23 protein-coding genes and 2 pseudogenes are annotated in these 21,400 nt (G+C 67.2%); 15 read left to right on the plus strand and 10 right to left on the minus strand.

Annotation, left to right across the window (positions count from 1 at the left end; all coding sequences use genetic code 11):
* The gene (locus ACXKR8_RS27645) at positions 1-342 is read right to left on the minus strand and encodes a hypothetical protein (RefSeq protein WP_458267285.1); all 342 of its coding nucleotides are present in this window, start codon (positions 340-342) and stop codon (positions 1-3) included.
* A gap of 231 nt (positions 343-573) precedes the next feature.
* Between ACXKR8_RS27645 and ACXKR8_RS27650 the strand changes: the two genes are divergently transcribed.
* The 5 genes from ACXKR8_RS27650 (at position 574) to ACXKR8_RS27670 (ending at position 4,870) form a co-directional block, all read left to right on the plus strand.
* A complete protein-coding gene (locus tag ACXKR8_RS27650; RefSeq protein WP_458266979.1) occupies positions 574-972 on the plus strand; it encodes a transposase in 399 nt (132 codons plus the stop codon).
* Entirely contained in the window at positions 969-2,003 is a 1,035-nt protein-coding gene (locus ACXKR8_RS27655; protein ID WP_458274906.1) for an IS3 family transposase, read from the plus strand. The genes ACXKR8_RS27650 and ACXKR8_RS27655 overlap by 4 nt, the downstream gene beginning before the upstream one ends.
* A gap of 93 nt (positions 2,004-2,096) precedes the next feature.
* Positions 2,097-3,218: an IS630 family transposase gene (locus ACXKR8_RS27660; RefSeq protein WP_458267286.1), complete on the plus strand. Its 1,122-nt coding sequence runs from the start codon at positions 2,097-2,099 to the stop codon at positions 3,216-3,218.
* 204 nt (positions 3,219-3,422) lie between these two features.
* Entirely contained in the window at positions 3,423-4,070 is a 648-nt protein-coding gene (locus ACXKR8_RS27665) for an HAD family hydrolase (RefSeq protein ID WP_458267287.1), read from the plus strand.
* Positions 4,071-4,111: 41 nt separating this feature from the next.
* Positions 4,112-4,870 (plus strand): DUF1932 domain-containing protein, encoded by a 759-nt coding sequence (locus ACXKR8_RS27670; RefSeq protein ID WP_462099887.1) that lies wholly within the window; start codon positions 4,112-4,114, stop codon positions 4,868-4,870.
* 34 nt (positions 4,871-4,904) lie between these two features.
* Here ACXKR8_RS27670 and ACXKR8_RS27675 read toward each other — a convergent pair whose 3' ends face one another.
* On the minus strand, positions 4,905-5,456 hold the full coding sequence (locus ACXKR8_RS27675; RefSeq protein WP_458267288.1) for a P-loop NTPase family protein: 552 nt from the start codon (positions 5,454-5,456) through the stop codon (positions 4,905-4,907).
* On the minus strand, positions 5,453-6,496 hold the full coding sequence (locus ACXKR8_RS27680) for an AAA family ATPase (protein WP_458267289.1): 1,044 nt from the start codon (positions 6,494-6,496) through the stop codon (positions 5,453-5,455). Before ACXKR8_RS27680 ends, ACXKR8_RS27675 begins: the two co-directional genes overlap by 4 nt.
* 268 nt (positions 6,497-6,764) lie before the next feature.
* Here ACXKR8_RS27680 and ACXKR8_RS27685 point away from each other — a divergent pair, with 268 nt between their 5' ends.
* The 9 genes from ACXKR8_RS27685 (at position 6,765) to ACXKR8_RS27725 (ending at position 13,728) form a co-directional block, all read left to right on the plus strand.
* Positions 6,765-7,781, plus strand: coding sequence for a hypothetical protein (locus ACXKR8_RS27685; RefSeq protein WP_458267290.1), 1,017 nt, complete (start codon positions 6,765-6,767; stop codon positions 7,779-7,781).
* Positions 7,781-8,782: a nucleotidyl transferase family protein gene (locus ACXKR8_RS27690; RefSeq protein WP_458267291.1), complete on the plus strand. Its 1,002-nt coding sequence runs from the start codon at positions 7,781-7,783 to the stop codon at positions 8,780-8,782. The genes ACXKR8_RS27685 and ACXKR8_RS27690 overlap by 1 nt, the downstream gene beginning before the upstream one ends.
* On the plus strand, positions 8,779-9,204 hold the full coding sequence (locus ACXKR8_RS27695; protein WP_458267292.1) for an NAD-dependent epimerase/dehydratase family protein: 426 nt from the start codon (positions 8,779-8,781) through the stop codon (positions 9,202-9,204). Before ACXKR8_RS27690 ends, ACXKR8_RS27695 begins: the two co-directional genes overlap by 4 nt.
* A gap of 401 nt (positions 9,205-9,605) precedes the next feature.
* Complete coding sequence (locus ACXKR8_RS27700; protein ID WP_458267293.1) at positions 9,606-10,358, plus strand: FAD-dependent oxidoreductase; 753 nt, start codon at positions 9,606-9,608, stop codon at positions 10,356-10,358.
* Positions 10,359-10,411: 53 nt separating this feature from the next.
* On the plus strand, positions 10,412-10,810 hold the full coding sequence (locus ACXKR8_RS27705) for a transposase (RefSeq protein ID WP_458266979.1): 399 nt from the start codon (positions 10,412-10,414) through the stop codon (positions 10,808-10,810).
* Positions 10,811-10,863: 53 nt separating this feature from the next.
* The gene (locus ACXKR8_RS27710) at positions 10,864-11,508 is read left to right on the plus strand and encodes a transposase (RefSeq protein ID WP_458267294.1); all 645 of its coding nucleotides are present in this window, start codon (positions 10,864-10,866) and stop codon (positions 11,506-11,508) included.
* A gap of 20 nt (positions 11,509-11,528) precedes the next feature.
* Positions 11,529-12,743, plus strand: coding sequence for an IS4 family transposase (locus ACXKR8_RS27715; protein WP_458267222.1), 1,215 nt, complete (start codon positions 11,529-11,531; stop codon positions 12,741-12,743).
* A gap of 225 nt (positions 12,744-12,968) precedes the next feature.
* Positions 12,969-13,385 carry an integrase core domain-containing protein gene (locus tag ACXKR8_RS27720; RefSeq protein ID WP_458275095.1) on the plus strand — a complete coding sequence of 139 codons (417 nt, stop codon included), beginning with the start codon at positions 12,969-12,971 and terminating at the stop codon, positions 13,383-13,385.
* Between the two features lie 94 nt (positions 13,386-13,479).
* A complete protein-coding gene (locus ACXKR8_RS27725) occupies positions 13,480-13,728 on the plus strand; it encodes a hypothetical protein (RefSeq protein WP_458267295.1) in 249 nt (82 codons plus the stop codon).
* Here the strand turns inward: ACXKR8_RS27725 and ACXKR8_RS27730 are convergent.
* The 3 genes and pseudogenes from ACXKR8_RS27730 to ACXKR8_RS27740 all read right to left on the minus strand — a co-directional run.
* Positions 13,725-14,027 carry a hypothetical protein gene (locus tag ACXKR8_RS27730; RefSeq protein WP_462100758.1) on the minus strand — a complete coding sequence of 101 codons (303 nt, stop codon included), beginning with the start codon at positions 14,025-14,027 and terminating at the stop codon, positions 13,725-13,727. The genes ACXKR8_RS27725 and ACXKR8_RS27730 overlap by 4 nt on opposite strands.
* Positions 13,979-14,425, minus strand: a complete 447-nt coding sequence (locus ACXKR8_RS27735) for a hypothetical protein (protein WP_462100702.1) — start codon at positions 14,423-14,425, stop codon at positions 13,979-13,981. The genes ACXKR8_RS27730 and ACXKR8_RS27735 overlap by 49 nt, the downstream gene beginning before the upstream one ends.
* Before the next feature lie 19 nt (positions 14,426-14,444).
* Positions 14,445-14,744: pseudogene (locus ACXKR8_RS27740) on the minus strand (tryptophan--tRNA ligase); the annotation flags it as partial.
* 76 nt (positions 14,745-14,820) lie between these two features.
* Here ACXKR8_RS27740 and ACXKR8_RS27745 point away from each other — a divergent pair.
* Positions 14,821-15,351: pseudogene (locus ACXKR8_RS27745) on the plus strand (tyrosine-type recombinase/integrase); the annotation flags it as partial.
* A gap of 444 nt (positions 15,352-15,795) precedes the next feature.
* Here the strand turns inward: ACXKR8_RS27745 and ACXKR8_RS27750 are convergent.
* Genes ACXKR8_RS27750 through ACXKR8_RS27765 form a run of 4 tightly spaced genes read right to left on the minus strand, consistent with a single transcriptional unit; the run spans position 15,796 to position 21,348 of the window.
* The gene (locus ACXKR8_RS27750; protein ID WP_458267297.1) at positions 15,796-16,005 is read right to left on the minus strand and encodes a helix-turn-helix transcriptional regulator; all 210 of its coding nucleotides are present in this window, start codon (positions 16,003-16,005) and stop codon (positions 15,796-15,798) included.
* A gap of 5 nt (positions 16,006-16,010) precedes the next feature.
* A complete protein-coding gene (locus ACXKR8_RS27755; RefSeq protein ID WP_458267298.1) occupies positions 16,011-19,124 on the minus strand; it encodes a type I restriction endonuclease subunit R in 3,114 nt (1,037 codons plus the stop codon).
* Positions 19,121-20,320, minus strand: coding sequence for a restriction endonuclease subunit S (locus tag ACXKR8_RS27760; RefSeq protein WP_458267299.1), 1,200 nt, complete (start codon positions 20,318-20,320; stop codon positions 19,121-19,123). The genes ACXKR8_RS27755 and ACXKR8_RS27760 overlap by 4 nt, the downstream gene beginning before the upstream one ends.
* A complete protein-coding gene (locus ACXKR8_RS27765; RefSeq protein ID WP_458267300.1) occupies positions 20,317-21,348 on the minus strand; it encodes an HsdM family class I SAM-dependent methyltransferase in 1,032 nt (343 codons plus the stop codon). The genes ACXKR8_RS27760 and ACXKR8_RS27765 overlap by 4 nt, the downstream gene beginning before the upstream one ends.
* Positions 21,349-21,400 lie beyond the last annotated feature (52 nt).

The raw sequence follows: 21,400 nt of genomic DNA on the forward strand, positions 1-21,400 counted from the left end.
TCAGTGCTCCTTCTCCCAGCGCGCTACGTACGCTGCCGCCTCCGTCCCGCTCCAGACGCCCTCTGCGAGCTGACGGAGCGCGTGCATCTCCGGACTGAGCGCGGGTTTGCATCTCTGCAGCTCGTCGGCGAACATGCTCACCTCGGCCAGGCGTTCCCCCAGGGAATTGCACTCGGCTTCGAAGTACGCTGCCTTGCCGCGCGGCGTGATGACGAGACGCTTGCCTGTGACTTCAAGTAGGCCCATCCAACTGAGAGTCTGCACGTCGGCTGTGCTGCTCTCCTGGTCGAGTCCCCGGACAGCAGCCGCTATCGCATCGGGGGACGGAATCTCAGAGATCACGAGATGGTGCAAAAGCTGAAGCTGTGAAGGGGAGAGGACTGAGTGCACAGTCGCATGTCTAGCAGCACCGGGGACGGTCTTGCCACAGACGCGCTACGCGTTCAGCTGTTCCAAGGCAGCTAGTGCGTTGGCCGGATGACTTCGCCGTGTCGGGGCCCTCTCTGACAGTCTCGACTGAGACGTCCGGTTCGTCCGGGTTAGTCTGGATGGGCGAGACAGGAGATTCCCGGCATGGCTTCCAATACCACCACCTCACGCACAGCCCCCGAGCCCGACCCGGCCCCGCGGCCGAAGCGGCGCACGTTCACGGCGGAATACAAGCTGCGGATCGTCGCTGAGTACGATGCCGCCCCCAGCGGGGAGAAGGGCGCGGTCCTGCGCCGCGAGCGGTTGTACCACTCGCACATCATCGAGTGGCGGGCCGCGCGAGACGCCGGAGCGATGGCCACGCTCGCCGACCGGCGGACCTCGCCCGCACGCCCCAAGAGGCCCGCCGAAGCAGCCGAGGCCGAGCGGCTGCGCAAGAGGCTGGCCGTCGTGGAACGGGAGCTGGCGCAGAAGGACGCCGCCCTGGAGCTGCTGGGAAAAGCTTCCGCACTCTTGGAACTGCTCTCCAAGAGTGCGGGCTGAAAGCCGAGGCCGAGCAGGTCGCCGACGAGCTCTTCCAGTCGCTGGAGCGGGAGTTGAACACCACTGCGGCCTGCCGGCTGACCGGTCGCTCACGGGCCACGCACTACCGTCGGCTCAACCCGCCCCCGCCGCGCGAGCGCGCTCCGCGCCCCTCGCCGCCCTCAGCTCTGGCTCCGGCGGAGCGCGCGCGGATCCTGGCACTGATGAACAGCCCGGCCTATGCCGAACTGGCACCTGCCCAGATCTGGGCGCGCGAACTGGACGAGGGCCGCTACTACTGCTCAGTGCGCACGATGTACCGGATCCTGGAGGCCCAGGGCCAGACCGGCGAGCGCCGCCGCCAGGCCACCCACGCCGCCAAGTCCATCCCCGAACTCGTGGCCACCGCCCCCTCGCAGGTCTTCAGTTGGGACATCACCAAACTGGCCGGACCAGACAAGGGCATCTGGTACCACGCCTACGTCATCATCGACATCTTCAGCCGCTACGTCGTCGGCTACACCGTGGAGATGGCCGAATCGGCCGAGCGCGCCGAGGAGTTGATCAGCGAGACCGTCGAACGCAACGGCATCGCCCCCGAGCACCTGCACGCGGACCGCGGCACCTCGATGACCAGCAAGAAAGTCTCGCAGTTGCTCATCGATCTGGGCGTGACGCGCTCGCACTCGCGCCCCAAGGTCTCGAATGACAACCCGTACAGCGAAAGCCAGTTCAAAACCACGAAGTACATGGCCGACTACCCGGCGCGGTTCGACTCCCTGAACCACGCACGCGAGTGGTTCGACTCATTCATTGCCTATTACAACCATGAGCATCGCCATTCGGGCATCGGGCTGCACACGCCTGCGTCCGTGCACTTCGGCACCGCCGGCCAAGTCCAGGACCAGCGCGCCGTCACGCTCAACGAGGCATACGCCCGCCACCCCGAACGCTTCGCCCGCCGCCCCCGCCCGCCCAAGATCCCCGATCAGGCGTGGATCAACGACCCCGCCAAACGCAGAGAACCCGAATCAGCACAACAGAGCGCATAACCGTACGAACGTCTCATTTGACTTGACACGTTCCGGGGCGGTGTGGGACGGTGGACTGTTGAGCCTCATCCGTTCCGACCTCGCGGAGGCGTTGTGGCAGAGCCAGTCAAGGTCCGTCGGTTATCCGACCAGGAGGGCCAGAAGCTGCAGCGGATCGTGCGGCGCGGCACCATGAACACGGTGCGCTACCGCCGGGCGATGATGCTGCTGGCCTCGGCCGGTGGGAACCGGGTCCCGGTCATCGCCCAACTGGTGGCGGCGGACGAGGACACCGTGCGCGACGTCATCCACAGCTTCAACCGGATCGGCCTGGCCGCACTGGACCCTCAGTGGGCGGGAGGCCGTCCCCGCCAGCTCAGCGATGACGACGAGGACTTCGTCGTCAAGACGGCCACCACCCGACCCACCCGCCTGGGCCAGCCCTTCACCCACTGGTCCCTGCGCAAACTCGCCGACTACCTGCCCACCGTCCCGGGCCGGACCATCGGCCTGCGACGCGAGGCCCTGCGGTGCCTGCTGGCCCGACGTGACGTCACCTTCCAGCGCACCAGTACCTGGAAGGAGTCCGCCGACCCCGACTACGACACCAAGCTCGACCGCATCGAGTACCTGCTGGAGCACGCACCGCAGCGCGTCTACGCGTTCGACGAGTTCGGACCGCTCGGCATCCGCCCCACCGCCGGATCCAGCTGGGCACCGGCCGGGCATCCGAACCGGCTGCCGGCCACCTATCACCGCACCCACGGGGTGACCTACTTCCACGGCTGCTACTCGGTGGGCACCGACACCCTGTGGGGCGTCAACCGCCGCCACAAGAGCGCCGCGAACTCCCTGGCCGCACTCAAGTCGATCCGCGCCGCGCAGCCCGACGGCGACACCATCTACGTGATCATGGACAATCTGTCCGCCCACAAGGGCACCAAGCTCCGCGCCTGGGCGAAGAAGCACCAGGTCGAGCTGTGCTTCACCCCGACCAACGCGTCCTGGGCCGACCCGATCGAGGCCCACTTCGGGCCCCTGCGTCAGTTCACCCTGGCCAACTCCCACCACCCCAACCACACCGCCCAGACCCGGGCCCTGCACGCCTACCTGCGCTGGCGCAACACCCACGCCCGCCACCCCGACGTCCTCGCCGCCCAACGCCGCGAACGAGCCCGCATCCGAAGCGAGAAGGGCATCCGCTGGGGCGGACGCCCACTTCTCGCCACCGCATAGTCCCCTACACGGCGAAGTCACCCGGTCACCGCACTAGCGTTCAGCCGTGGCTCTAGACGCCGCAACCCAGCCACGGGGTACTGGCAGGTCGTGTCCCTCCGAGTGCACTGGGCGGGACGCCATCTACTGGCACCCCAAGTAGGTCGCTGCAGCGCATCTGCAGGGCCATCCGCAGTGGCCCCGTCGAGCCGTAGAGTCTCTTAGGTGCAGCGATTCGTGCTCTTTGATCTTGACGACACCCTCATAGACCGCTCGCAGGGCTTCGGCGAATGCGTCCGGCGCTTCTGTGGGGACCTCGGCTTGGGGGAGGACGTGGAGCTGTGGCTGCTGGAAGCCATGCGGGAGCGTGCGTATCGGAGCGACTTCGAAAGCTTGCGCGAGCGCTTCGCCCTTCCCTTCGCTGCCGATGACCTGTGGCGGCGCTACTGCTCGGGCATGGCTGAGGCCGTGAAGTGTCCGCCAGCGGTGCTGGTCGGGCTGGATCGGCTTCGAGAGGCCGACTGGCTCCTGGCGGTAGTGACCAACGGGGCCGGCGACATCCAGCGGGAGAAGCTTGCGCGGACGGGGATCGATCAACGGGTCGATGCCGTCTGCATCTCTGAGGAGATCGGGATCCGCAAGCCGGACGTGCGGATCTTCCATGAAGCTGCCCGACTGGTGAGGAGTCCTGGCCGCTCGGAGGGCTGGATGGTCGGAGACAACGCCATCAACGATGTCGGCGGCGGTCGTGCTGCCGGACTGCGGACGATCTGGGTGTCGTCGGGGGGCGCCAGCATGGAGGCGGATCATGTGGTGTCCAGCGCTGCAGAAGCCATCGACCTGCTCCTGGGGCTCGGGGGAATGGTCTCGTGACTGGCGGCGCTCCGGTCGTGGGGGTTCTTCACCCCGGCAGCATGGGAGCGGCAATCGCTGGCCAGCTCACCGCGACGGGGACGGCGGTGCTGTGGTGCTCCGCTGGGCGCGGTGCGCAGACGCGGGCACGTGCTGATGGAGTAGGGCTGGTCGAGGTGGCGAGCATCGGGGGACTGGCGGAACGCTGCGATGTGCTGCTGTCCGTGTGTCCGCCGGCGGCGGCCGAGACGGTGGCCACAGAGGTAGCGGCGCACGGGTTTGCGGGCCGGGTGTACGTCGAGGCCAACGCCGTCACGCCTGCCTGCGTCGAGCGAATCGCAGCGCTGCTTCCGGCCGCGACCGTGGTGGACGGCTCGGTGATTGGTTCGCCGCCCCGGGGAGGTAAGCAGCCGCGATTGTTCCTGTCCGGTCCGGGTGGAGCGCCGGGGCAGATTGCGGCGCTGTTTGACGGCACCGATGTGCGCACCCGTGTGCTCGGTGCGGAGTTGGGTCAGGCCAGCGCGTTGAAGCTCGCCTATACCAGCTATCAGAAGGCGTCACGGGTGCTCGCGGCGCTGTCCTACGCCTTGGCGGCTGAACACGGCGTGGAGGGTGAACTCCTGGAGGTAGCCGCTGACAGGCCGGGCAGCTATCTGCTGGAGACGGGCTACATCGCCAAGACCGCTGCGCGGGCCTGGCGCTGGGCCCCAGAGTTGGCCGAGGCGGCCGAGTTGCTGGAGGAATCCGGACTGCCTGGGGGCCACTGCGTGGTGCGGTCGAGGTGCTCGACCGGTGGGAGGGAGAGCGGGATCTCGACCTGACACTGGTCGAGGCCCTGGCCAGACTGCACCGACCTCACTGACGCAGCGAGGACAGGGCCTTGATGATGACCTGTGCCGCCTCAGCTGCTGGCAGCTGGTCGGTGTGCAGGTGGAGGTTCCAGGTGGCGTGGTTGTCCCGGAGGTCGGCTGCTGTCGCGTCCCAGGCGGCCAGTCGTGCGGGGGTGTCCGTGTCGCCGCGCCCAGTCGAGCGCTGCTCCGTCACCTCGCGCGGGCAGTCCAGTCGGACGGTGAGCCAGGCTGCCGGGTAGCCGGTCAGGAGCGCGGTGATGCCGGCGATCTGGCCCAGGTGCACGATCGGCGTGCCGCCGTCGGCGAAGGCGGCGTCTAGGCCTGGCCGGTCGACGAGGTAGACGCTGTTGTAGCGGTCGTTGCGGTAGACGACCTCCCCGGCGGCCTCGAGTTGGCGGAGCTGTTCCGGCGTGCCCATGCGGTAGCCCTGGCTGCGGCCCTCGCCGATCTTCAGGCGGGCGAAGGGGACGAGCCGTGGGTCGTGGTCGGTCAGGCAGGCGGTGACGGTGTCCTTGCCGCTGGCGGGTGGCCCGTAGAGGATGATGCCGGTCTTCATGTGCGGGCTGCTCCGAGTGCGTATCGGGTCTGGTCGGCGATGGCGATCGCCGAGCCGTAGCGGTTGTCCACGACCAGGTGCGGAACGGAGGGGCGCAGGTCGAGGTCGAGACCGTCCAGGTACTGGGTCCAGTTGCCGAGCTTCCAGGAGTCGCGTGCGGCGGAGCGGAACGAGATGTACTCGCGCATCGAGTCCTGGTCGCAGGCAAGCCAGACCGGGGTGACCTCGACCTGGTAGGCGGCACAGCGGTTGGCCAGGCGCCGCATCCAGGCGGGGTCACTCATCTCGCTGATGAAGGGGGCCGTGGCGACGGTGGAGATCCCGCATTCGACGTTGACGAGGATGGAGTCCATGAGGCACTGGTATTCCAGGGGCCGCACTTGGGTGCGGTAGGTCTCGGACTGCCGGTCGTTGGGGTCGCAGCCGAGTTGCTTGAGCAGGCGCTCGACCAGGGGTCGGGTGATGGGGTCCTTGTCGAGCAGGGGCCAGCCGGTGAGCTGGGAGATGAAGCGGGCGAACTCGGATTTGCCGCTGCCGGCGAAGCCGCCTACCAGCACGAGCGAGGTCTTGCTCGGCTCGCTGTTGGTGTGGCGTTCCTGCCAGGCGTCCAGTATCCGCTGGCGTAGGTCCTCCGCAGGCCGCTCATCTGCTGATCCGGGCAGTAGCCGCTGCAGCGCCTTGGCCACGGCCTGTGCACGGACGGCATCCACCTCGCTGCGCGATTCGTCTAGTTGCCGCTGGTCTGCCTCGCCGGGGAGCGGTTTGCGGAAGCCCAGGGCAGGCTCGCTGGCCTGGTAGAGCAGGCAGTAGGCCCGGCGGTAGTGCGGGCCTGGGTAGACCTCGCCCTGCTCGTGCTGCCACAGGGTCTGGAAGTTCGCGGCGGGTGCGGTCAGACCGGCCCGGCGGGCGGTGTCGCGGAGCCGTTCGCCGGCTGACTCAAGGGTCAGGCCGTGGGACTCCCTTGCCTCACGCAGCCGTTCGGGGCACCAACCCGATCGGTCCTTGCTCACGTCCCCCACCAGCTCACTATTCGTCAGCACGTTCCCGAGCCTAAGCGCGTGGTCGGCGAACCCGTGTGTAAGCGGATGTTGAAAGGCCGCTGAACGGAACGGTGAACAGTCTCGGCAACTCGGAGTGATACAGCGATCACGCTATGGCCGTTGTGATGTTCCTGGCAACAGTGCCCACCGGTACCAATCGACTGGAGGCAGCTCCATGTTCCATTCGACATCGCATTCTGGCGCACAGTCAGCAAACTCCGAAGTGCGGGGCGTTCGGCCGATTCCGTCCGGGTCCCCTCGAACCGCAGTGCCGCAGCGGGTCTCCGTCCGGCATCTCACTGAGGCGCTGCACGAGCTGGGGGAGGACGCGGACGACCGATGGCGGGCGTGGGCGCGCCGGGCGCTGGCTGACGACTGCCTCAGCCCTGGGCTGCTCGCCCGGATCTGGGACCAGGTCGTCGTGTTCGACGATGTCCTGGCTTCCTACCTGGCGAACCCTGTGCCGGTCCCGGAAGGCACGGTGATCGTCTCGGGCAGTGGGAAGGAGACCTTCAAGACGTTCAACGTCTCCACCGCCGCCGCGCTGCTGGCCGCCGCAGCTGGAGTGAAAGTCGTCAAGGGCACTTCCTCTTCGGTCTCCGCCGTCTCCGGCTCCTCGGACGTCCTGGTCGCGCTCGGAATCCCTGCGCTCACGGAACCCGCCCGTGTGACGGAGCTGGTGGCCAGGTACGGGATCGCCTTCATCGACTACGCCGCGTTCTGCCCGCGCTACGCGGCCCGCTACGACGGCAGGTTCTCCGCCCTCAGTCCGATGAGCTTCGTTCTGCCGGCCGCGACGCTGGCGGTCGCGGCCGACGGCTTCGTCCACGGCCTGGCCCACGACGCCGTCCACGCCTCCGCGCTCGGCATCCACGCCGCCCGACCCGACATTGCCCGAGGCAGGGTGGTCACCACCCTGATCGAACCAGGCCAGCGGATCGACGAACTCGCCGGGTTCGGCATCAGCACCAGCGCGGTCCTGCGCCACGGCGCCGTGCAGCACATCCAGCACCACCAAGACGGCGCTGCCGCACCCTGGCGGCGTGCGGTACGACACCGCGACGACCACAGCTCGAACGCCGCTGCTCTGGTCGACTCCCTCAGCTCCGATGGTGATCCGGCCGCCACGGCACTGGTCGAGCGCAATGCCGCCGCGATCCTGGCGACCAGCTACCCGGACGCCAGCGAGGCCGAGGCCCTGCAACTGGTCCGCGCGGCTCGTCTGGACGGCCGCGCCCAACTCCTGCTCTCCCGTCTGCGCGCCGCGACCCCGAAGGGCATCTGATGACCCCGCAGCCCCTGCCCTCCTCGGAGGACTGGATCACGCAGGCGCTCGGCCCGCTGGCCCGCCGCTTCACCCATCACGACCGGCTCCAGAACGTGCTTCCGCTGTCCCCGGGGCAGCCGCTGGCGGTGGTGACCGGATTCGGTCCCACCAACGCACCCACCGCCGGGACGCTGTCCGTGATGCTCGGGGTGATCGAGCTCCAGCGGCACCTGCAGGTGCCCATGACCGTGGTCGTCTCCGAGCTGGGCGCCTGGAACTCCCGCAACGTGCCGTGGAACCAGCTGACCGACGTCCGCGACCAGATGTTCGCCTTCATGCGCGCTATCGGCCTGGACGCACAGTCCACCCTCGCACCCGTCCGCCTGCGTTCCCACGTTGACCCGGGGAACCTGGTGCGCTGCGGACGCATCGCCCGGTTCCTCAGCCGCCAGGACTTCCTGGACCACCACGAGGACCTGGTCGAGCTCTACCAGGACCACGGCCTGCTCGGCAGCGAGGTGGGACTCACCGTCGATGCGCTCTACACCGTCGCCGACATCCTGGGCCCCGCCGAGGAGGGAGCCGCCCGTGTCCTGATGCTCTCCGGGCTGGAGGAGAGCTACTTCACCGAGCTGTCTCGCCTCGTCCTGCAACGGCAGGCCGCAGCAGGCGAACTCAGCCTGGGCTGGAAGGTCGAACTCGGGGCCCTGTACTTCCGGGTCCTGGAGGGCCTCGGCGGATACCCCAAGATGTCCAAGAGCATCCCAGCCTCCAGCATCCACCTCGGCATGCCGGACGACGAGATCGCCGCCCGGACGCTCGCCGAGGCTGAAGCCAGCCAGCGCCCACTGCTGTCGGCAATCGAACTCAGCAGCGGGTGGAGCGTCATGGAGATCGACCAGGCCCGCGCCGCCTTCCAGGGCAGGCGGCAGGACCCCGAGGGCTGGCAGCGCGCGAAGCAGCGCTTCACCGAGACCTTCGCCCTCTACTCCAAGCTCTGGCGCGAGTGCGGCCGATGAAGGCCGACACGGTCTATGCCGTCCTCGGAGGAGGCGGACGGCTTGGGCGACGCTTCCAGTCCAGGCTCCACGCGCGTGGCTATCCGGTCGTCGGCGTGTCCCGTCAGTGGCGGGGCCCGAACTGGCTGCAGGCGGATCTGACCGATCACCTGCACCGGGACCAGGCGCTGGCCGGTCTTCTCGCCGCGCTGGCAGGCCACCGGAACGTGGTCATCGCCGACCTCGCCCTCGACCGAACCAGCGTCACCTCCATGCGGCAGTCCATCGCCGCAGCCACGTCCTTCGTCCTCCAGGCCCGGGAAGCACTGACCGCTGGCGGCGCGACCGTCCGTGTCCTGGCCGCCGGCACCACCGCTGCGATGGCACCACCCGGCTTCCAGACGCCCTACGGAAGGGCCAAGCGGCGCCAAGCCCTGGCCTAGGCTCGCCCCCGTCGACCTTCTCCTGTTGCCGCAGCTGACCGACTACTGGTCCGCCGCCGAAGCCATGCTGACCGTCGCCGAGGGACCTGCCGGACGCTACTTGTGGCTGCTCCGCGACAGCGTCACCCCCGTAAGGCAGGCTCCACCCCGAATCGGGGATGTGCCCCGCGCTCTCGGTGCTCTGCTCACCGCCCAAACGGTCGGCCGTGACAACCCCGCCGCACACCGGCAGGCAACTCATCGCCGTCTGGCACTCCTGCCGTCCCGCCTCCGGGTCCGGGTCGACCATCACCGTGCACCGGAGGGCCTTCTCCGCCACTTCGAGAGGTACCTGCACATGCCGCCCGTCCAGATCATTACATCGGACACGAATCCGGTGTCCGCCCGAGCGGAGGCCAGTAATGAAAAGCACCCGTGAAACCGTCGTCCTGGGATCCGGATTCGCCGGCCTCACCGCTGCCATCCGACTGGCCGAAGAAGGCCACCGAGTCCGCTGCTGGGGCGATGGCACCCCCGGGGCCTCCCTGCAGAACTTCGGACAGCTTCACTCCGGAGCCGTCTACGCACCCGTGCTCCCCGAGGTGTCCGCGGCCTGCTGGGAGCACCGGTCCCGCTGGTTCGACCTGCTCGGCCCGGACGTCCAGCGCATCCCCGGCCGGGCCTTGTTCGCTGACGAGAGCGAAGTCGACCGCTACACGCAAGCCTGGTCGGACATCGCTATTCCCGTACGCCGTCTGCCAGTTGCCGAACTGGACGGTTGTGGGACCCGCCCGGCCGTCGCGCCCAAGGCGGTCTTCGCGCTCCCCGACATCTCGGTTGACGTCAGCGCCCTGCACGCCCGAACCATCTCCCGTGCGGAGAGCCTCGGCGTCACCTTCGGCAATGCCGAGCCTTGCACACTGACGCGCTGCGGTACCGAAGCCATGCTGTGGAGTCCGTCCGCCGGCTACTGCCAACCGCGGACCGTCGTCCTCGCGGCAGGCCACCGAGCGGTGCACCTGCTCGACCTCCTCGGCGTTCAGCACCCGCTGACCCTGCAACGCCTGCCGTTCGGCGTCCTGGAGCACGCGCAGCACGGTCTGCCGCTCACCTACTGGCTCGACGGCGACCTGCTCGCCGTCAGTCCCCAACCCCTCTCTGACAGTCTCGACTGAGACGTCCGGTTCGTCCGGGTTAGTCTGGATGGGCGAGACAGGAGATTCCCGGCATGGCTTCCAATACCACCACCTCACGCACAGCCCCCGAGCCCGACCCGGCCCCGCGGCCGAAGCGGCGCACGTTCACGGCGGAATACAAGCTGCGGATCGTCGCTGAGTACGATGCCGCCCCCAGCGGGGAGAAGGGCGCGGTCCTGCGCCGCGAGCGGTTGTACCACTCGCACATCATCGAGTGGCGGGCCGCGCGAGACGCCGGAGCGATGGCCACGCTCGCCGACCGGCGGACCTCGCCCGCACGCCCCAAGAGGCCCGCCGAAGCAGCCGAGGCCGAGCGGCTGCGCAAGAGGCTGGCCGTCGTGGAACGGGAGCTGGCGCAGAAGGACGCCGCCCTGGAGCTGCTGGGAAAAGCTTCCGCACTCTTGGAACTGCTCTCCAAGAGTGCGGGCTGAAAGCCGAGGCCGAGCAGGTCGCCGACGAGCTCTTCCAGTCGCTGGAGCGGGAGTTGAACACCACTGCGGCCTGCCGGCTGACCGGTCGCTCACGGGCCACGCACTACCGTCGGCTCAACCCGCCCCCGCCGCGCGAGCGCGCTCCGCGCCCCTCGCCGCCCTCAGCTCTGGCTCCGGCGGAGCGCGCGCGGATCCTGGCACTGATGAACAGCCCGGCCTATGCCGAACTGGCACCTGCCCAGATCTGGGCGCGCGAACTGGACGAGGGCCGCTACTACTGCTCAGTGCGCACGATGTACCGGATCCTGGAGGCCCAGGGCCAGACCGGCGAGCGCCGCCGCCAGGCCACCCACGCCGCCAAGTCCATCCCCGAACTCGTGGCCACCGCCCCCTCGCAGGTCTTCAGTTGGGACATCACCAAACTGGCCGGACCAGACAAGGGCATCTGGTACCACGCCTACGTCATCATCGACATCTTCAGCCGCTACGTCGTCGGCTACACCGTGGAGATGGCCGAATCGGCCGAGCGCGCCGAGGAGTTGATCAGCGAGACCGTCGAACGCAACGGCATCGCCCCCGAGCACCTGCACGCGGACCGCGGCACCTCGATGACCAGCAAGAAAGTCTCGCAGTTGCTCATCGATCTGGGCGTGACGCGCTCGCACTCGCGCCCCCAACGTCGCTTGGGAAGCTCATGATCGGCTAAGGTCTGGATCTTGTGCCACGTGATCACATAGCTGGTGAGAGCTACCCGGAGCGGCTGCGGATGGGGCTGCTGTCGCGCACCTTTACGCCCGAGTTGGTCGACTTCGTCGTCGATGAGGCCGGGGCGCGGGAGGAGCGGACCAAGTCCCTGCCCTCGTCGCTGATGGTCAACTTCGTTCTGACGATGTGGCTGTTCACCGGCTACGGCTACGGGCTGGTGCTGCGCGAGCTGGTGGAGAACTGGCCGCGCCGTGCGGGCGAGACCTGGCGGCCGGCGACCACGGGAGCCCTGACCGAGGCGCGGGCGCGGGTGGGGCCCGGTCCGCTGCGGCTGCTGTTCGACCGGGTCGCCGGCGCCAGGGGGACGCCCGCCACACCGGGGGCGTTCTGGCGCGGACTGCGCCTGGCCTCCATGGACGGAACCCTGGTCGACGTCCCCGACAGCGAGAAGAACACCGCCGCGTACACGCGCTCCTCGAACGCCGCCGGCCCGGGGCCGTATCCGCAGGTACGACTGCTGGCCCTGGTGGAGTGCGGCACCAAGGCGATGATCGGGGCCGTCTTCGACTCCTTCGCGGTCGGCGAGCGGACCCTGGCGCTGCGGCTGCTGCCCCTGCTGGGGCCAGAGATGCTGCTGCTGGCAGACCGGGGCTTCCCCGCCTACGGCCTGTGCACCGACACCGCGGCCACCGGGGCCCAACTCCTGTGGCGCGTCTCGCAGTCGTTCGCCCTGCCGCTGGTCCAGGTGCTGCCCGACGGCACCTACCTGAGCGAACTGCGCGGGCGACGCAAGGGCGAGCGGATGCCGGTGCGGGTCATCGAGTACACCGTGACCACGACCACCTGGGGCCCCGACGGGACCACGGAGGAGACCTCGGAGCTGTTTTGCCTGATCACAACCCTGCTCGACCCCGTCACCGCGCCCGCACAGGAGCTGGCCGAGCTCTACACGTCCCGCTGGACCAGCGAGACGATCTTCAAGCACATCAAGATCGAACAGCGCGGCGGGCGCACCGCCACCCTGCGCTCGAACAGCCCCGCCATGGTCGAGCAGGAACTGTGGGCGATGCTCTGCGTCTACCAGGCAGTCCACGAGCTGGCCCTCGACTCCGCCGAGCAGGCCCACGTTCCCGCCGCGGAGATCAGCTTCAAGAACACCCTCGCCGCCGTCCGACGCACCGTCGGGACGGCTTTTCCCCCCTCGCCAGCTGGCCGCCAAGGCCCGTGACGTCCGCGCCGACCTCATCCGCCAGGCCGTCACACCCCGACCCGGACGCGCCGCACCCCGTGCCGCCAAGCGCAGCGGCACCGGATACCGCACCCTGAAACCCGACGAGCCCGCCACCACCCGCGTCACACACACCGTCAAGCTGCAGCTCTTCCCCCAGGCACACCGACCCGGCAACCCGGCAACCGTCGTCACCCTCTGCACCCACAACAACCTTGACGAACAATCACGAACACTCGAACACTTCACCGCCGCGGCCTAGCCAAGCGACGTTGCTCGCGCCCCAAGGTCTCGAATGACAACCCGTACAGCGAAAGCCAGTTCAAAACCACGAAGTACATGGCCGACTACCCGGCGCGGTTCGACTCCCTGAACCACGCACGCGAGTGGTTCGACTCATTCATTGCCTATTACAACCATGAGCATCGCCATTCGGGCATCGGGCTGCACACGCCTGCGTCCGTGCACTTCGGCACCGCCGGCCAAGTCCAGGACCAGCGCGCCGTCACGCTCAACGAGGCATACGCCCGCCACCCCGAACGCTTCGCCCGCCGCCCCCGCCCGCCCAAGATCCCCGATCAGGCGTGGATCAACGACCCCGCCAAACGCAGAGAACCCGAATCAGCACAACAGAGCGCATAACCGTACGAACGTCTCATTTGACTTGACACGTTCCGAACCGGGCGGCCTCTTCGTAGCGTTGCCGGGCCGCCCACCGGCACCCGTGGACGAGGACATGGAGCGCTATCGCCTGGCCTCGGCACTGTCCCGACGCTGGGCGGGGATGCCGTCCGAGAAGCTCGGTCTCGCCTGGGGCCAGGTCGCCGAGCCGGTAGGCGACCGACCCGATCCCCTCGCGGTCGTGGCGGACCTCTCCGACCCGCCGCCGGGTTGGGGCCACCTCACCAACCTCGTCGTCTGTCTGCCCGGCAAGTGGACCACCGCCTGGCAGGCAGCCGATCAGGTGGCCACCCTGCGCGGTTAGCCGATACCGATGGCCTGGCGGACCTGCTCCAGCACCGGAGCAGCCCGCTTGCGCGCCTTTGCCGCACCGATGGCCAGCAGCTCCTCCAGCTCACTGCCCGGCTTCATCAGCGCCTCGTAGCGCTCGCGCAGCGGACCCATCTGCTCGTTGAGGACGGTATGGAGGGTGTCCTTGAGCTGCCCCCAGCCCATGCCGCCGGCCTCCAGTCGAGCCCGGACCTCCGCCGTCGTCTCCGGGGCCGCGAAGTGCGTCAGCAGCTGGAAGACGGGCGAGGAGTCGGGGTCTTTCGGAGCCTCCACCGGGGTGCTGTCGGTGGGGATACGGCGCACCACCTTGCGCAGCTCCGCCTCGGGGCGAAGAGGGGGATGGTGTTGCCGTAGGACTTGCTCATCTTCCGGCCGTCGGTGCCCGGCAGGGCGCGCCCGCTGTCCTCGCTGGGGATCACGGCCTTGGGGATCTTCAGCCGGTAGGTGTCCCCGTAGACGGCGTTGAATGCCCCGGCGATGTCGGCCGCGTACTCGACGTGCTGCAGCTGGTCCTTGCCCACAGGGACCAGGTCGGCCTCCATGATGAGGATGTCGACGGCCATCAACACGGGGTAGTTGAACAGCCCCATGTTGACGCCCGAGTCCAAGTCCTCGACGCCCGCCTCCCGGTTGCGGTCCCGCGACGCCTTGTAGGCGTGGGCGCGGTTCATCAGTTCCCTTGGCCGCGAAGCACGACAGGATCCAGTGCAGCTCGAAGATCTCCGGCACGTCGGACTGCCGGTAGAACACCGTCCGCTCCGGGTCCAGGCCAGCGGCGAGCCAGGTCGCAGCAACCGAACGGGTCCATCCTGCAAGCAACTTGGGATCACGCACCGACGTCAGGGCGTGGTAGTCCGCGATGAAGTAGATCGACTCCGTACCACCCGCCAGCTCCAGGGCCGGCTTGATCGCCCCGATGAAGTTGCCGAGGTGCGGTTCCCCGGTCGGCTTGATGCCCGTGAGCGACACCTTGGACTCAGCAATCACCATGCACAGAGCCTACCGGCGTGGCCTCGCCGTCCGAGCCGATCGGCGAGGTCATGACCATACGATTTCCGATCAGCGCCGTACTCCTTACCAGCACGGCTGCGGCGACCCCTGCGGACGCAAGCCCGGCTACTGCCCGCAGAAGGTCAACATCCGCCGCGAGACCAAGGAGACCAAGTCCCGCGCCGGGCGGCGGCCGATCGGTGTCCCGGACGAGCTGATGAAGCTCCTCGCCCAGCACCGCGACGAGCAGGAGCACGAACGCCGCCTCGCCCGCGACCTGTGGGTCGATAAGGGGTACGTCTTCACCTCGCCAATCGGGGAGCCGCTCAACCCCAACACCGACCACCACAAGTGGAAGGAACTGCTGGAGGCCGCCGGACTCCGCGACGGCCGACTCCACGACGCCCGGCACACCGCAGGAACGATTCTGCTGATCCTCGGCGTCTCGGACACCGTGGTCGACGCGATCATGGGCTGGGAGCCCGGCCAGTCGGCCCGGATGCGCCGCCGCTACCAGCACCTGACCGACCGCGTGCTCCGGGACACGGCCGACAAGGTCGGCGGACTGCTCTGGACCCGGCCTGACCAGCGGCCTCCCGCCGCCTGATCTGGGCGACTGCAATTAAAACTGCAACTACCAAACGCAGAGGGCCCGCACCGGTGAACGGTGCGGGCCCTCTGACCTGCGGAGGATACGAGATTCGAACTCGTGAGGGGTTGCCCCCAACACGCTTTCCAACTGTTCGTCCGGGGGTCCGGCGGTGTTCGCCACCGTCCTGACCTGCGGCGCAGCCGCTCGTGGGCTGCCCAACGAACCCTGATGAACCGAGACGAATGCAACTGGAACTGCAACTGCGGCGACCGGCTCCAGACAGTGCTTGAGCTGCAACTTTCCTGGCGCCCCGCACTGCGACCCGCAGGCTCGTGTTCCGGGCTCGGCCCGCAAGCGAGGTTGTCAGCGCCATGATCTATCCCCGCAGCCGTTGGAGCGACCCTACCGACGAGCTCCGATAACGGCGGTGCTCGGACGCGCTTGCGCTGGCCCGCATGATCAATCGTCGTCCCTGAGCTCGAGCTTCAGGCCGAGGGCGCGAGCGACTTTGGCGATGGTCGCGGTCGTGACGTCATTGTTCGCCTCGACGCGCGCGATGGTCGGGCGCGACACCCCTGACTTCTCGCCGAGCTCACCCTGCGACCACCCCTGCTTCTTACGGACTTCGCGGATGATGTCACCGAGACTCGTCTCGGACTCCTCGTTCATGTGCCTTACCCCTCTACCTCAGAGCCCGCGTCCGGGTCGGAGCTGTGCTGGGCGTAGAGGGCGTCCGCGGCGATGTCGGCGATCTGCCCGATGAACGCCGGGTCGGTCATGTACGACTGGATCTCCTTCGACTCGTTCACCGTCTTCAGGACCGCGAGCCCGACGGCACCGCTGAAGCCCTCTGACGCCTTGAGCTGAGCGACGGTGTTGTTCTTCGCCATTGCCACCGCCTCCTCATTCGAGTCGAGGAAGCCCCAGAAGGTCGTGATGAACCCGGAGACGCTCTTGGGGCTGACGTCGACGCCCTTTGCCTTGAACATCTCGTTGACCTTGTCTATGGCCTCGTCAAGTGGGCCGCGCTTCGGCGCGGCGCTGCCCATGTGCTCGCCGTCGAAGATCGGGAGCTTGATCCCTTCGCTGCTCCCCTCGCTCAGCGAGTGATTCTCACTGATGGCGGAGGGCACGAGCTTGACGCCGGAGAGCTGCACGCCCTCCAGGAAGCTGTCGTCGTAGTCGGTGCCGTCGGTGCGGAGGTTGCGGGCCAGCAGCGTCGCAAGGATCGCTCGACGGTGCAGCTCAGGGTCCTGGTAGTCGACGATCTGGCTGAGGAACTGCCAGGCATTGCGGTACCCGAGTACATCGGCCCGGAAAGACTCCAGGGATTCCTTCTTCGCCTTGTCTTTCGAGAGCACAGCCTGACGCCACTGGCCGCTCCACCGGTTTTTGATCGGAGATAGGGCCTTGGCGATCGCCTCGCCGCCGGCGTCCTCGAGGAAGGCATCGGCGACGGCGTCCATCTCTTCGTGCGTGTAGAGTCCGGCTGTGTCGAGCCGCTCTCCCAACGTAATCAGCGCATTGGGATCGACGTCGCCATCGACGTGCGCGTCGGAGTAGTAGAGCTTGAAGTCCTCCTGGACGCTCGCCGGGGTGTTACGGAAGTCGACGACCATCGGCGCGGTCTTGCCGGGATAGATTCGGTTCAGCCGGGAGAGCGTCTGCACGGTGGCGACGCCGGAAAGCTTCTTGTCGACATACATCGCCATGAGGCGCGGCTCGTCGAAGCCGGTCTGGAACTTGTTCGCGACGATGAGGACGCGGTAGACACCCTCCTCGCGGAAGGCCTTGCTGACGTCGCTCACGCCGTTTACCGACACTTCAGTGACGCTCTCGCCATCCTCGTCGGTGAGCGACCCCGAGAACGCGGCCAGCGTGTGCAGCGCGTAGCCCTTCTCGGCGATGTACGCGTCCATCTTCCGGGACCAGCTCAGCGCCTCCATGCGCGAGCTCGTCACGACCATGGCGCGCGCCTGGCCGCCGAGCATGTGGATGACGTTGCGCTGGAAGTGTTCGACGACGACCCGCACCTTCTGCGCGATCGCAGTCGGGTGGAGCCTCGCATAGCGGACAATGCTCGAGACCGCCTCGCCGGTGTTGACCTGGATCTCGCTCTCGGACTCCTCGCCCTCGAGCGTGCTCTTCACGCGGAGGAACATGTCGTAGGTCGAGTAGTTCGCCAGCACGTCGAGGATGAAGCCCTCTTCGATCGCCTGGGCCATCGTGTACGTGTCGAAGGCCTCCCAGCGGTCCTCGCGCTGGGTGCCGAACAGGCGCAGCGTCTTCGCCTTCGGGGTCGCGGTCAGGGCGATGAAGGTGATGTTGCTCGACGCGGCGATGGCCGAGTCCTTGGCCATGAGGAGGTCATCAGCGCTGATGTCATCCTCTCCTGCATCCAGCTCGACGTCAGCGAGCAGTTCCTTGAGCTGGCGCGAGGCGGAGCCCGACTGCGAGGAGTGTGCCTCGTCCGCGACCACGGCCCAGCGCCGGCCGCGCAGCTCCTGGGTATCTTCAATGAGCTTCATGACCTCGGGGAAGGTCTGCAAGGTGCAGGTGATGATGTGGTCGCCCTCGAGCAGCGCCTTCTTCAGCTGCGGCGACTTAGCGCCGGACTTCTCGCCGACGGCGATGACGAGCCCCTTGCTCGACTGCACCAGATTCATGTCGTCGCGGATGTTCTCGTCGAGGACCGTGCGGTCGGTGACGACGATGACCGAGTCGAACGTGGACCTCGAGCCGGCGCTCATGTGGCGGATCAGGCGGTGGCTGAGCCACGCGATCGTCTTGGTCTTGCCCGAGCCAGCCGAGTGCCAGATCAGGTAGCGCTTGCCGGTCCCGTTCGCCTCGATGTCGGCGACGACGCGCTCGACGGCGCGTAGCTGGTGGAAACGCGGGAAGACGAGGCGGTCCTCATCCTTCTTGCCGGACTTGCCGGGCTCGAAGAGCGCGAAGTCCTTGAGGATTCGCATGAAGGTCGGGCGCGCGAGGATCTCGCGCCACAGGTAGTTCGTCGACGAGCCGGTGCCCGACGGCGGGTTGCCCTCGTGCCCGTGGTCGCCCTGGTTGAAGGGCAGGAAGACAGTGTCCCCGCCCTGGAGCCTGGTCGTCATGTAGACGAGGTCGTTGGAGACCGCGAAGTGCACCAGCGCGCGGCCTGACGCGAGCAGAGGGCGGCTCCTTCCCGGCTTACGGTCCTCCTTGTACTGGCGGATCGCGTGATTGACGGTCTGCGTGTTGTCGGTCTTGAGCTCCATCGTTACGACCGGTAGGCCGTTGGCGAGGAGCACGACGTCGATGCTCTCGTTGGTCTTCGTATCGAAGCGCACCTGGCGCAGGATCCGCAGCCGGACCGAGTCGGCCGCCGCGACCACCTCGGTCAGGTTCGGGTTCGACGGCGGAAACTCCATCATCGCGCCGAACTTCGCGGCGGGACGGCCGATTTGAGCATAGGAGAAGCCCTTGCGGAGCACGCCGAGCAGCCCGCCGACCGGGTGCCCGGTAGTCGGGTCCATCCGCGTCGCCTTGGCGAGCTCCTTGGTGATGTGCTCGAGGAGCCTCCGCTCAGCGCCTGCCCTCTGCTCGCCGACCAGGTCGCCCGGGACGGCCTTCTCGTACTCATCCGGGTACTGAGTAGCCAGCCATTGCAGCGCGTCGGCCGGGACCATTGCGAGCCCGACGTCCCAGCCGCTCGGCTTCCCGTCGTCCTCGTACAGCCAGCCGCGCTCAGCCAGCTCGGCGCAGAGGTTCTCCTCGAACTCGCGCTCCAGCGTGTGCGCGTGGCTCATGCTTTTACCCCTTGGTCGGTCAGGATGTTGGTGATCAGCGCTCCTCGCCGTTCGATCAGGAGCCTGCGGAGCGTTGTGACCTTGTCCAGCATGCGCTTGATGCTCGCCGTCACTTCGTCAAGGTGATCTCCGATCCGCTTCTGTTCCTCAAGAGGGGGTAGCGGAATTGGCGTCATGTCGAGCGCCGTCTTCGTGACCCGCTGAGCGTTCGGGCGGACACCTGTGCCGATCGTTTCGAAGTAGTCGACGTAGCGAGGGCTGCGAAGCAAGTGATGGACGTAGCGGGGATAGAAGCGCGGAGAGATCCAGAATGCCTTGTAGTCAGGGCTGATGTAGCCCGTCAGCGACGAGACCCCTAGCCCACCATGGTTGAGCCACATCATGTTGGCAGCCAGTTGGTTCGGTCGAACCACTCGGTAGTTCGACACGTCCGACGCAGCCTGCTGTCCGTCGGTGCGGGTGTTTAGCTCGACGCCGCGGTACTCCGAGATCGAGAGCAACGGGCCAGCCGGGTCGTCGGCGTTCCTCTCAGTGCTCTCAAAGAAGTCATAGCCGAACTTCGTGCGCCCCCAGTGCTCCGGAACCCCATCCAGCGGGGAGCGCGCGTCTTCGACGTGGCTGGAGTAGTCGTCGGTCAACCCAAATACTGCCGCCGTGTCCGTAGTTCTCTGCTGAAGAGCTTCGGAAAGCTCGTCAAGCGTCGCGATCATGCTGTCGACCTTCTCGAGGCTGACTGCGATCTCGCGCTGGGTGTCAATGTCCGGCAGGAAGACGCGCATGGAATCGAGCATCTCGGGCTGCAGGTCCCACTGGTTGGGGCGGATGCCCTTCGAGATGCTGGCGTAGAAGCCGACGTAGCGAATCGAGCGCAGCGCGTAATGGAGAAAACGCGGATCGTCATTCGTTTGCGGCTTGTAGACAAAATATGCGGGGGAGACGATCCCTCGGAGCGAAGAAACGCCCAGCGACCCCTGCCACGTCTTCATCTTGTTCAGAACCAAATCACCAGGTTCGACGAGCTGGTACGCCGACATGTCCTCGCCAGCGCGGTTCCAGTTGTCATTGCGATCTGACTTCTTGATGACCCCATAGTCGCGATATACCGAAAGAAGCTCCTCGCTGGGGAAGCCCGTCTTCTTGTCGCGCTGATAGAGGGTCCAGAACGGAACTGACTTCCAACCCACTGCTGGCTTCATGACTCGTGCACCACGGCAAACATGGCGGCGAGTTCGCCCATGAGCTGGGCAACGTTCGCGTCAATCTCCGCGAGAGCACGCGGCTCCTTCGGCACGTAGAAGGCCCGCTTGAACGGGATCTCGTTGCCCTGCTTGGCCTTGGCAGCGTCCCAGCGGGCGTCTGGGACGAACGGCAGCACCTCGCGCTCCATGTGCTCTGTGACATCTTCGGTCATCGGGACGCGCTCAGTGATCTTCCACCCATCGGCGACCACCGGCCTCCCCTTGCGGTCGACCGCCGGGGGCGCTGACTCATCGGGCACGGCCATCGCGTCCATGACGGCGTCGATCAGGCCCAGCGGAGCCTTCAGGCCTGCCGCTTTCGCGGCTTGCGGAAAGTTCTTAGGCATCTCGTTCCAAGCCTTGCCGTCGAGCGACCGAAGTACCTCGACGTGGGTGTCGGTGAAGTCGCCACGGGCCCGGAGCGCTTCGATCGCCTCGTCGCTGAACCGTGCTGCCAACCGCGCCTGCTTGAATACCGGGACGTCCTGGAACATGAAGTCTTCGGGCGTCAGGACGCGTGAGATGGCGGGGTCGGCGTGTTCGAAGGCCTCGTACGCCTTGACCAAGATCTCCCGGTGCTGCGGGAGCATCTCCCGGCGCTTCTCGCCGATGGGCCTGCGCAGCAGAGTCCAGTGGTCCGATCCGTCGATCAGCTGAATCTTGCCACGGCGTTCGGGGTCCTTGTTCGTATCCAGGAACCAGACGTAGGTCGCAATGCCGGTGCCATAGAACATGTCAGCTGGCAGGGAGACGATCGCGTCGATGAGATCCTCTTGGAGCAACCATTGACGGATCGCACTGGGGCCTTTGTCGGCCGCGAAGAGAGGAGAAGCATTGGAGACGACAGCTGCGCGGCCGCCTTGGCCGTTCCTGGAAGCAGGGGTTAGCTTCGAGGCGCAGTGGGCCAAGAAGAGCATCTGGCCGTCGGCGGTACTCGGGAGGCCTCGGCTGAATCGAGAGCCCGGCGTCTTCGCTTGGTCGCGCACCGACTTCTCGTCCGCAGACCAATCAGCCCGAATCCACCGATGAATGACCTGT

Source organism: Streptacidiphilus sp. PAMC 29251 (assembly GCF_054208735.2).

What these genes read in the sequence shown, in the direction of transcription:
- ACXKR8_RS27650 (WP_458266979.1), top strand. Translation starts at nt 574, where the DNA reads ATGGCTTCCAATACCACCACCTCACGCACAGCCCCCGAGCCCGACCCG.
- ACXKR8_RS27670 (WP_462099887.1), top strand. Translation starts at nt 4,112, where the DNA reads ATGGGAGCGGCAATCGCTGGCCAGCTCACCGCGACGGGGACGGCGGTG.
- ACXKR8_RS27675 (WP_458267288.1), bottom strand. Translation starts at nt 5,456, where the DNA reads ATGAAGACCGGCATCATCCTCTACGGGCCACCCGCCAGCGGCAAGGAC.
- ACXKR8_RS27690 (WP_458267291.1), top strand. Translation starts at nt 7,781, where the DNA reads ATGACCCCGCAGCCCCTGCCCTCCTCGGAGGACTGGATCACGCAGGCG.
- ACXKR8_RS27695 (WP_458267292.1), top strand. Translation starts at nt 8,779, where the DNA reads ATGAAGGCCGACACGGTCTATGCCGTCCTCGGAGGAGGCGGACGGCTT.
- ACXKR8_RS27700 (WP_458267293.1), top strand. Translation starts at nt 9,606, where the DNA reads ATGAAAAGCACCCGTGAAACCGTCGTCCTGGGATCCGGATTCGCCGGC.
- ACXKR8_RS27705 (WP_458266979.1), top strand. Translation starts at nt 10,412, where the DNA reads ATGGCTTCCAATACCACCACCTCACGCACAGCCCCCGAGCCCGACCCG.
- ACXKR8_RS27725 (WP_458267295.1), top strand. Translation starts at nt 13,480, where the DNA reads ATGGAGCGCTATCGCCTGGCCTCGGCACTGTCCCGACGCTGGGCGGGG.
- ACXKR8_RS27735 (WP_462100702.1), bottom strand. Translation starts at nt 14,425, where the DNA reads ATGAACCGCGCCCACGCCTACAAGGCGTCGCGGGACCGCAACCGGGAG.
- ACXKR8_RS27750 (WP_458267297.1), bottom strand. Translation starts at nt 16,005, where the DNA reads ATGAACGAGGAGTCCGAGACGAGTCTCGGTGACATCATCCGCGAAGTC.
- ACXKR8_RS27755 (WP_458267298.1), bottom strand. Translation starts at nt 19,124, where the DNA reads ATGAGCCACGCGCACACGCTGGAGCGCGAGTTCGAGGAGAACCTCTGC.
- ACXKR8_RS27760 (WP_458267299.1), bottom strand. Translation starts at nt 20,320, where the DNA reads ATGAAGCCAGCAGTGGGTTGGAAGTCAGTTCCGTTCTGGACCCTCTAT.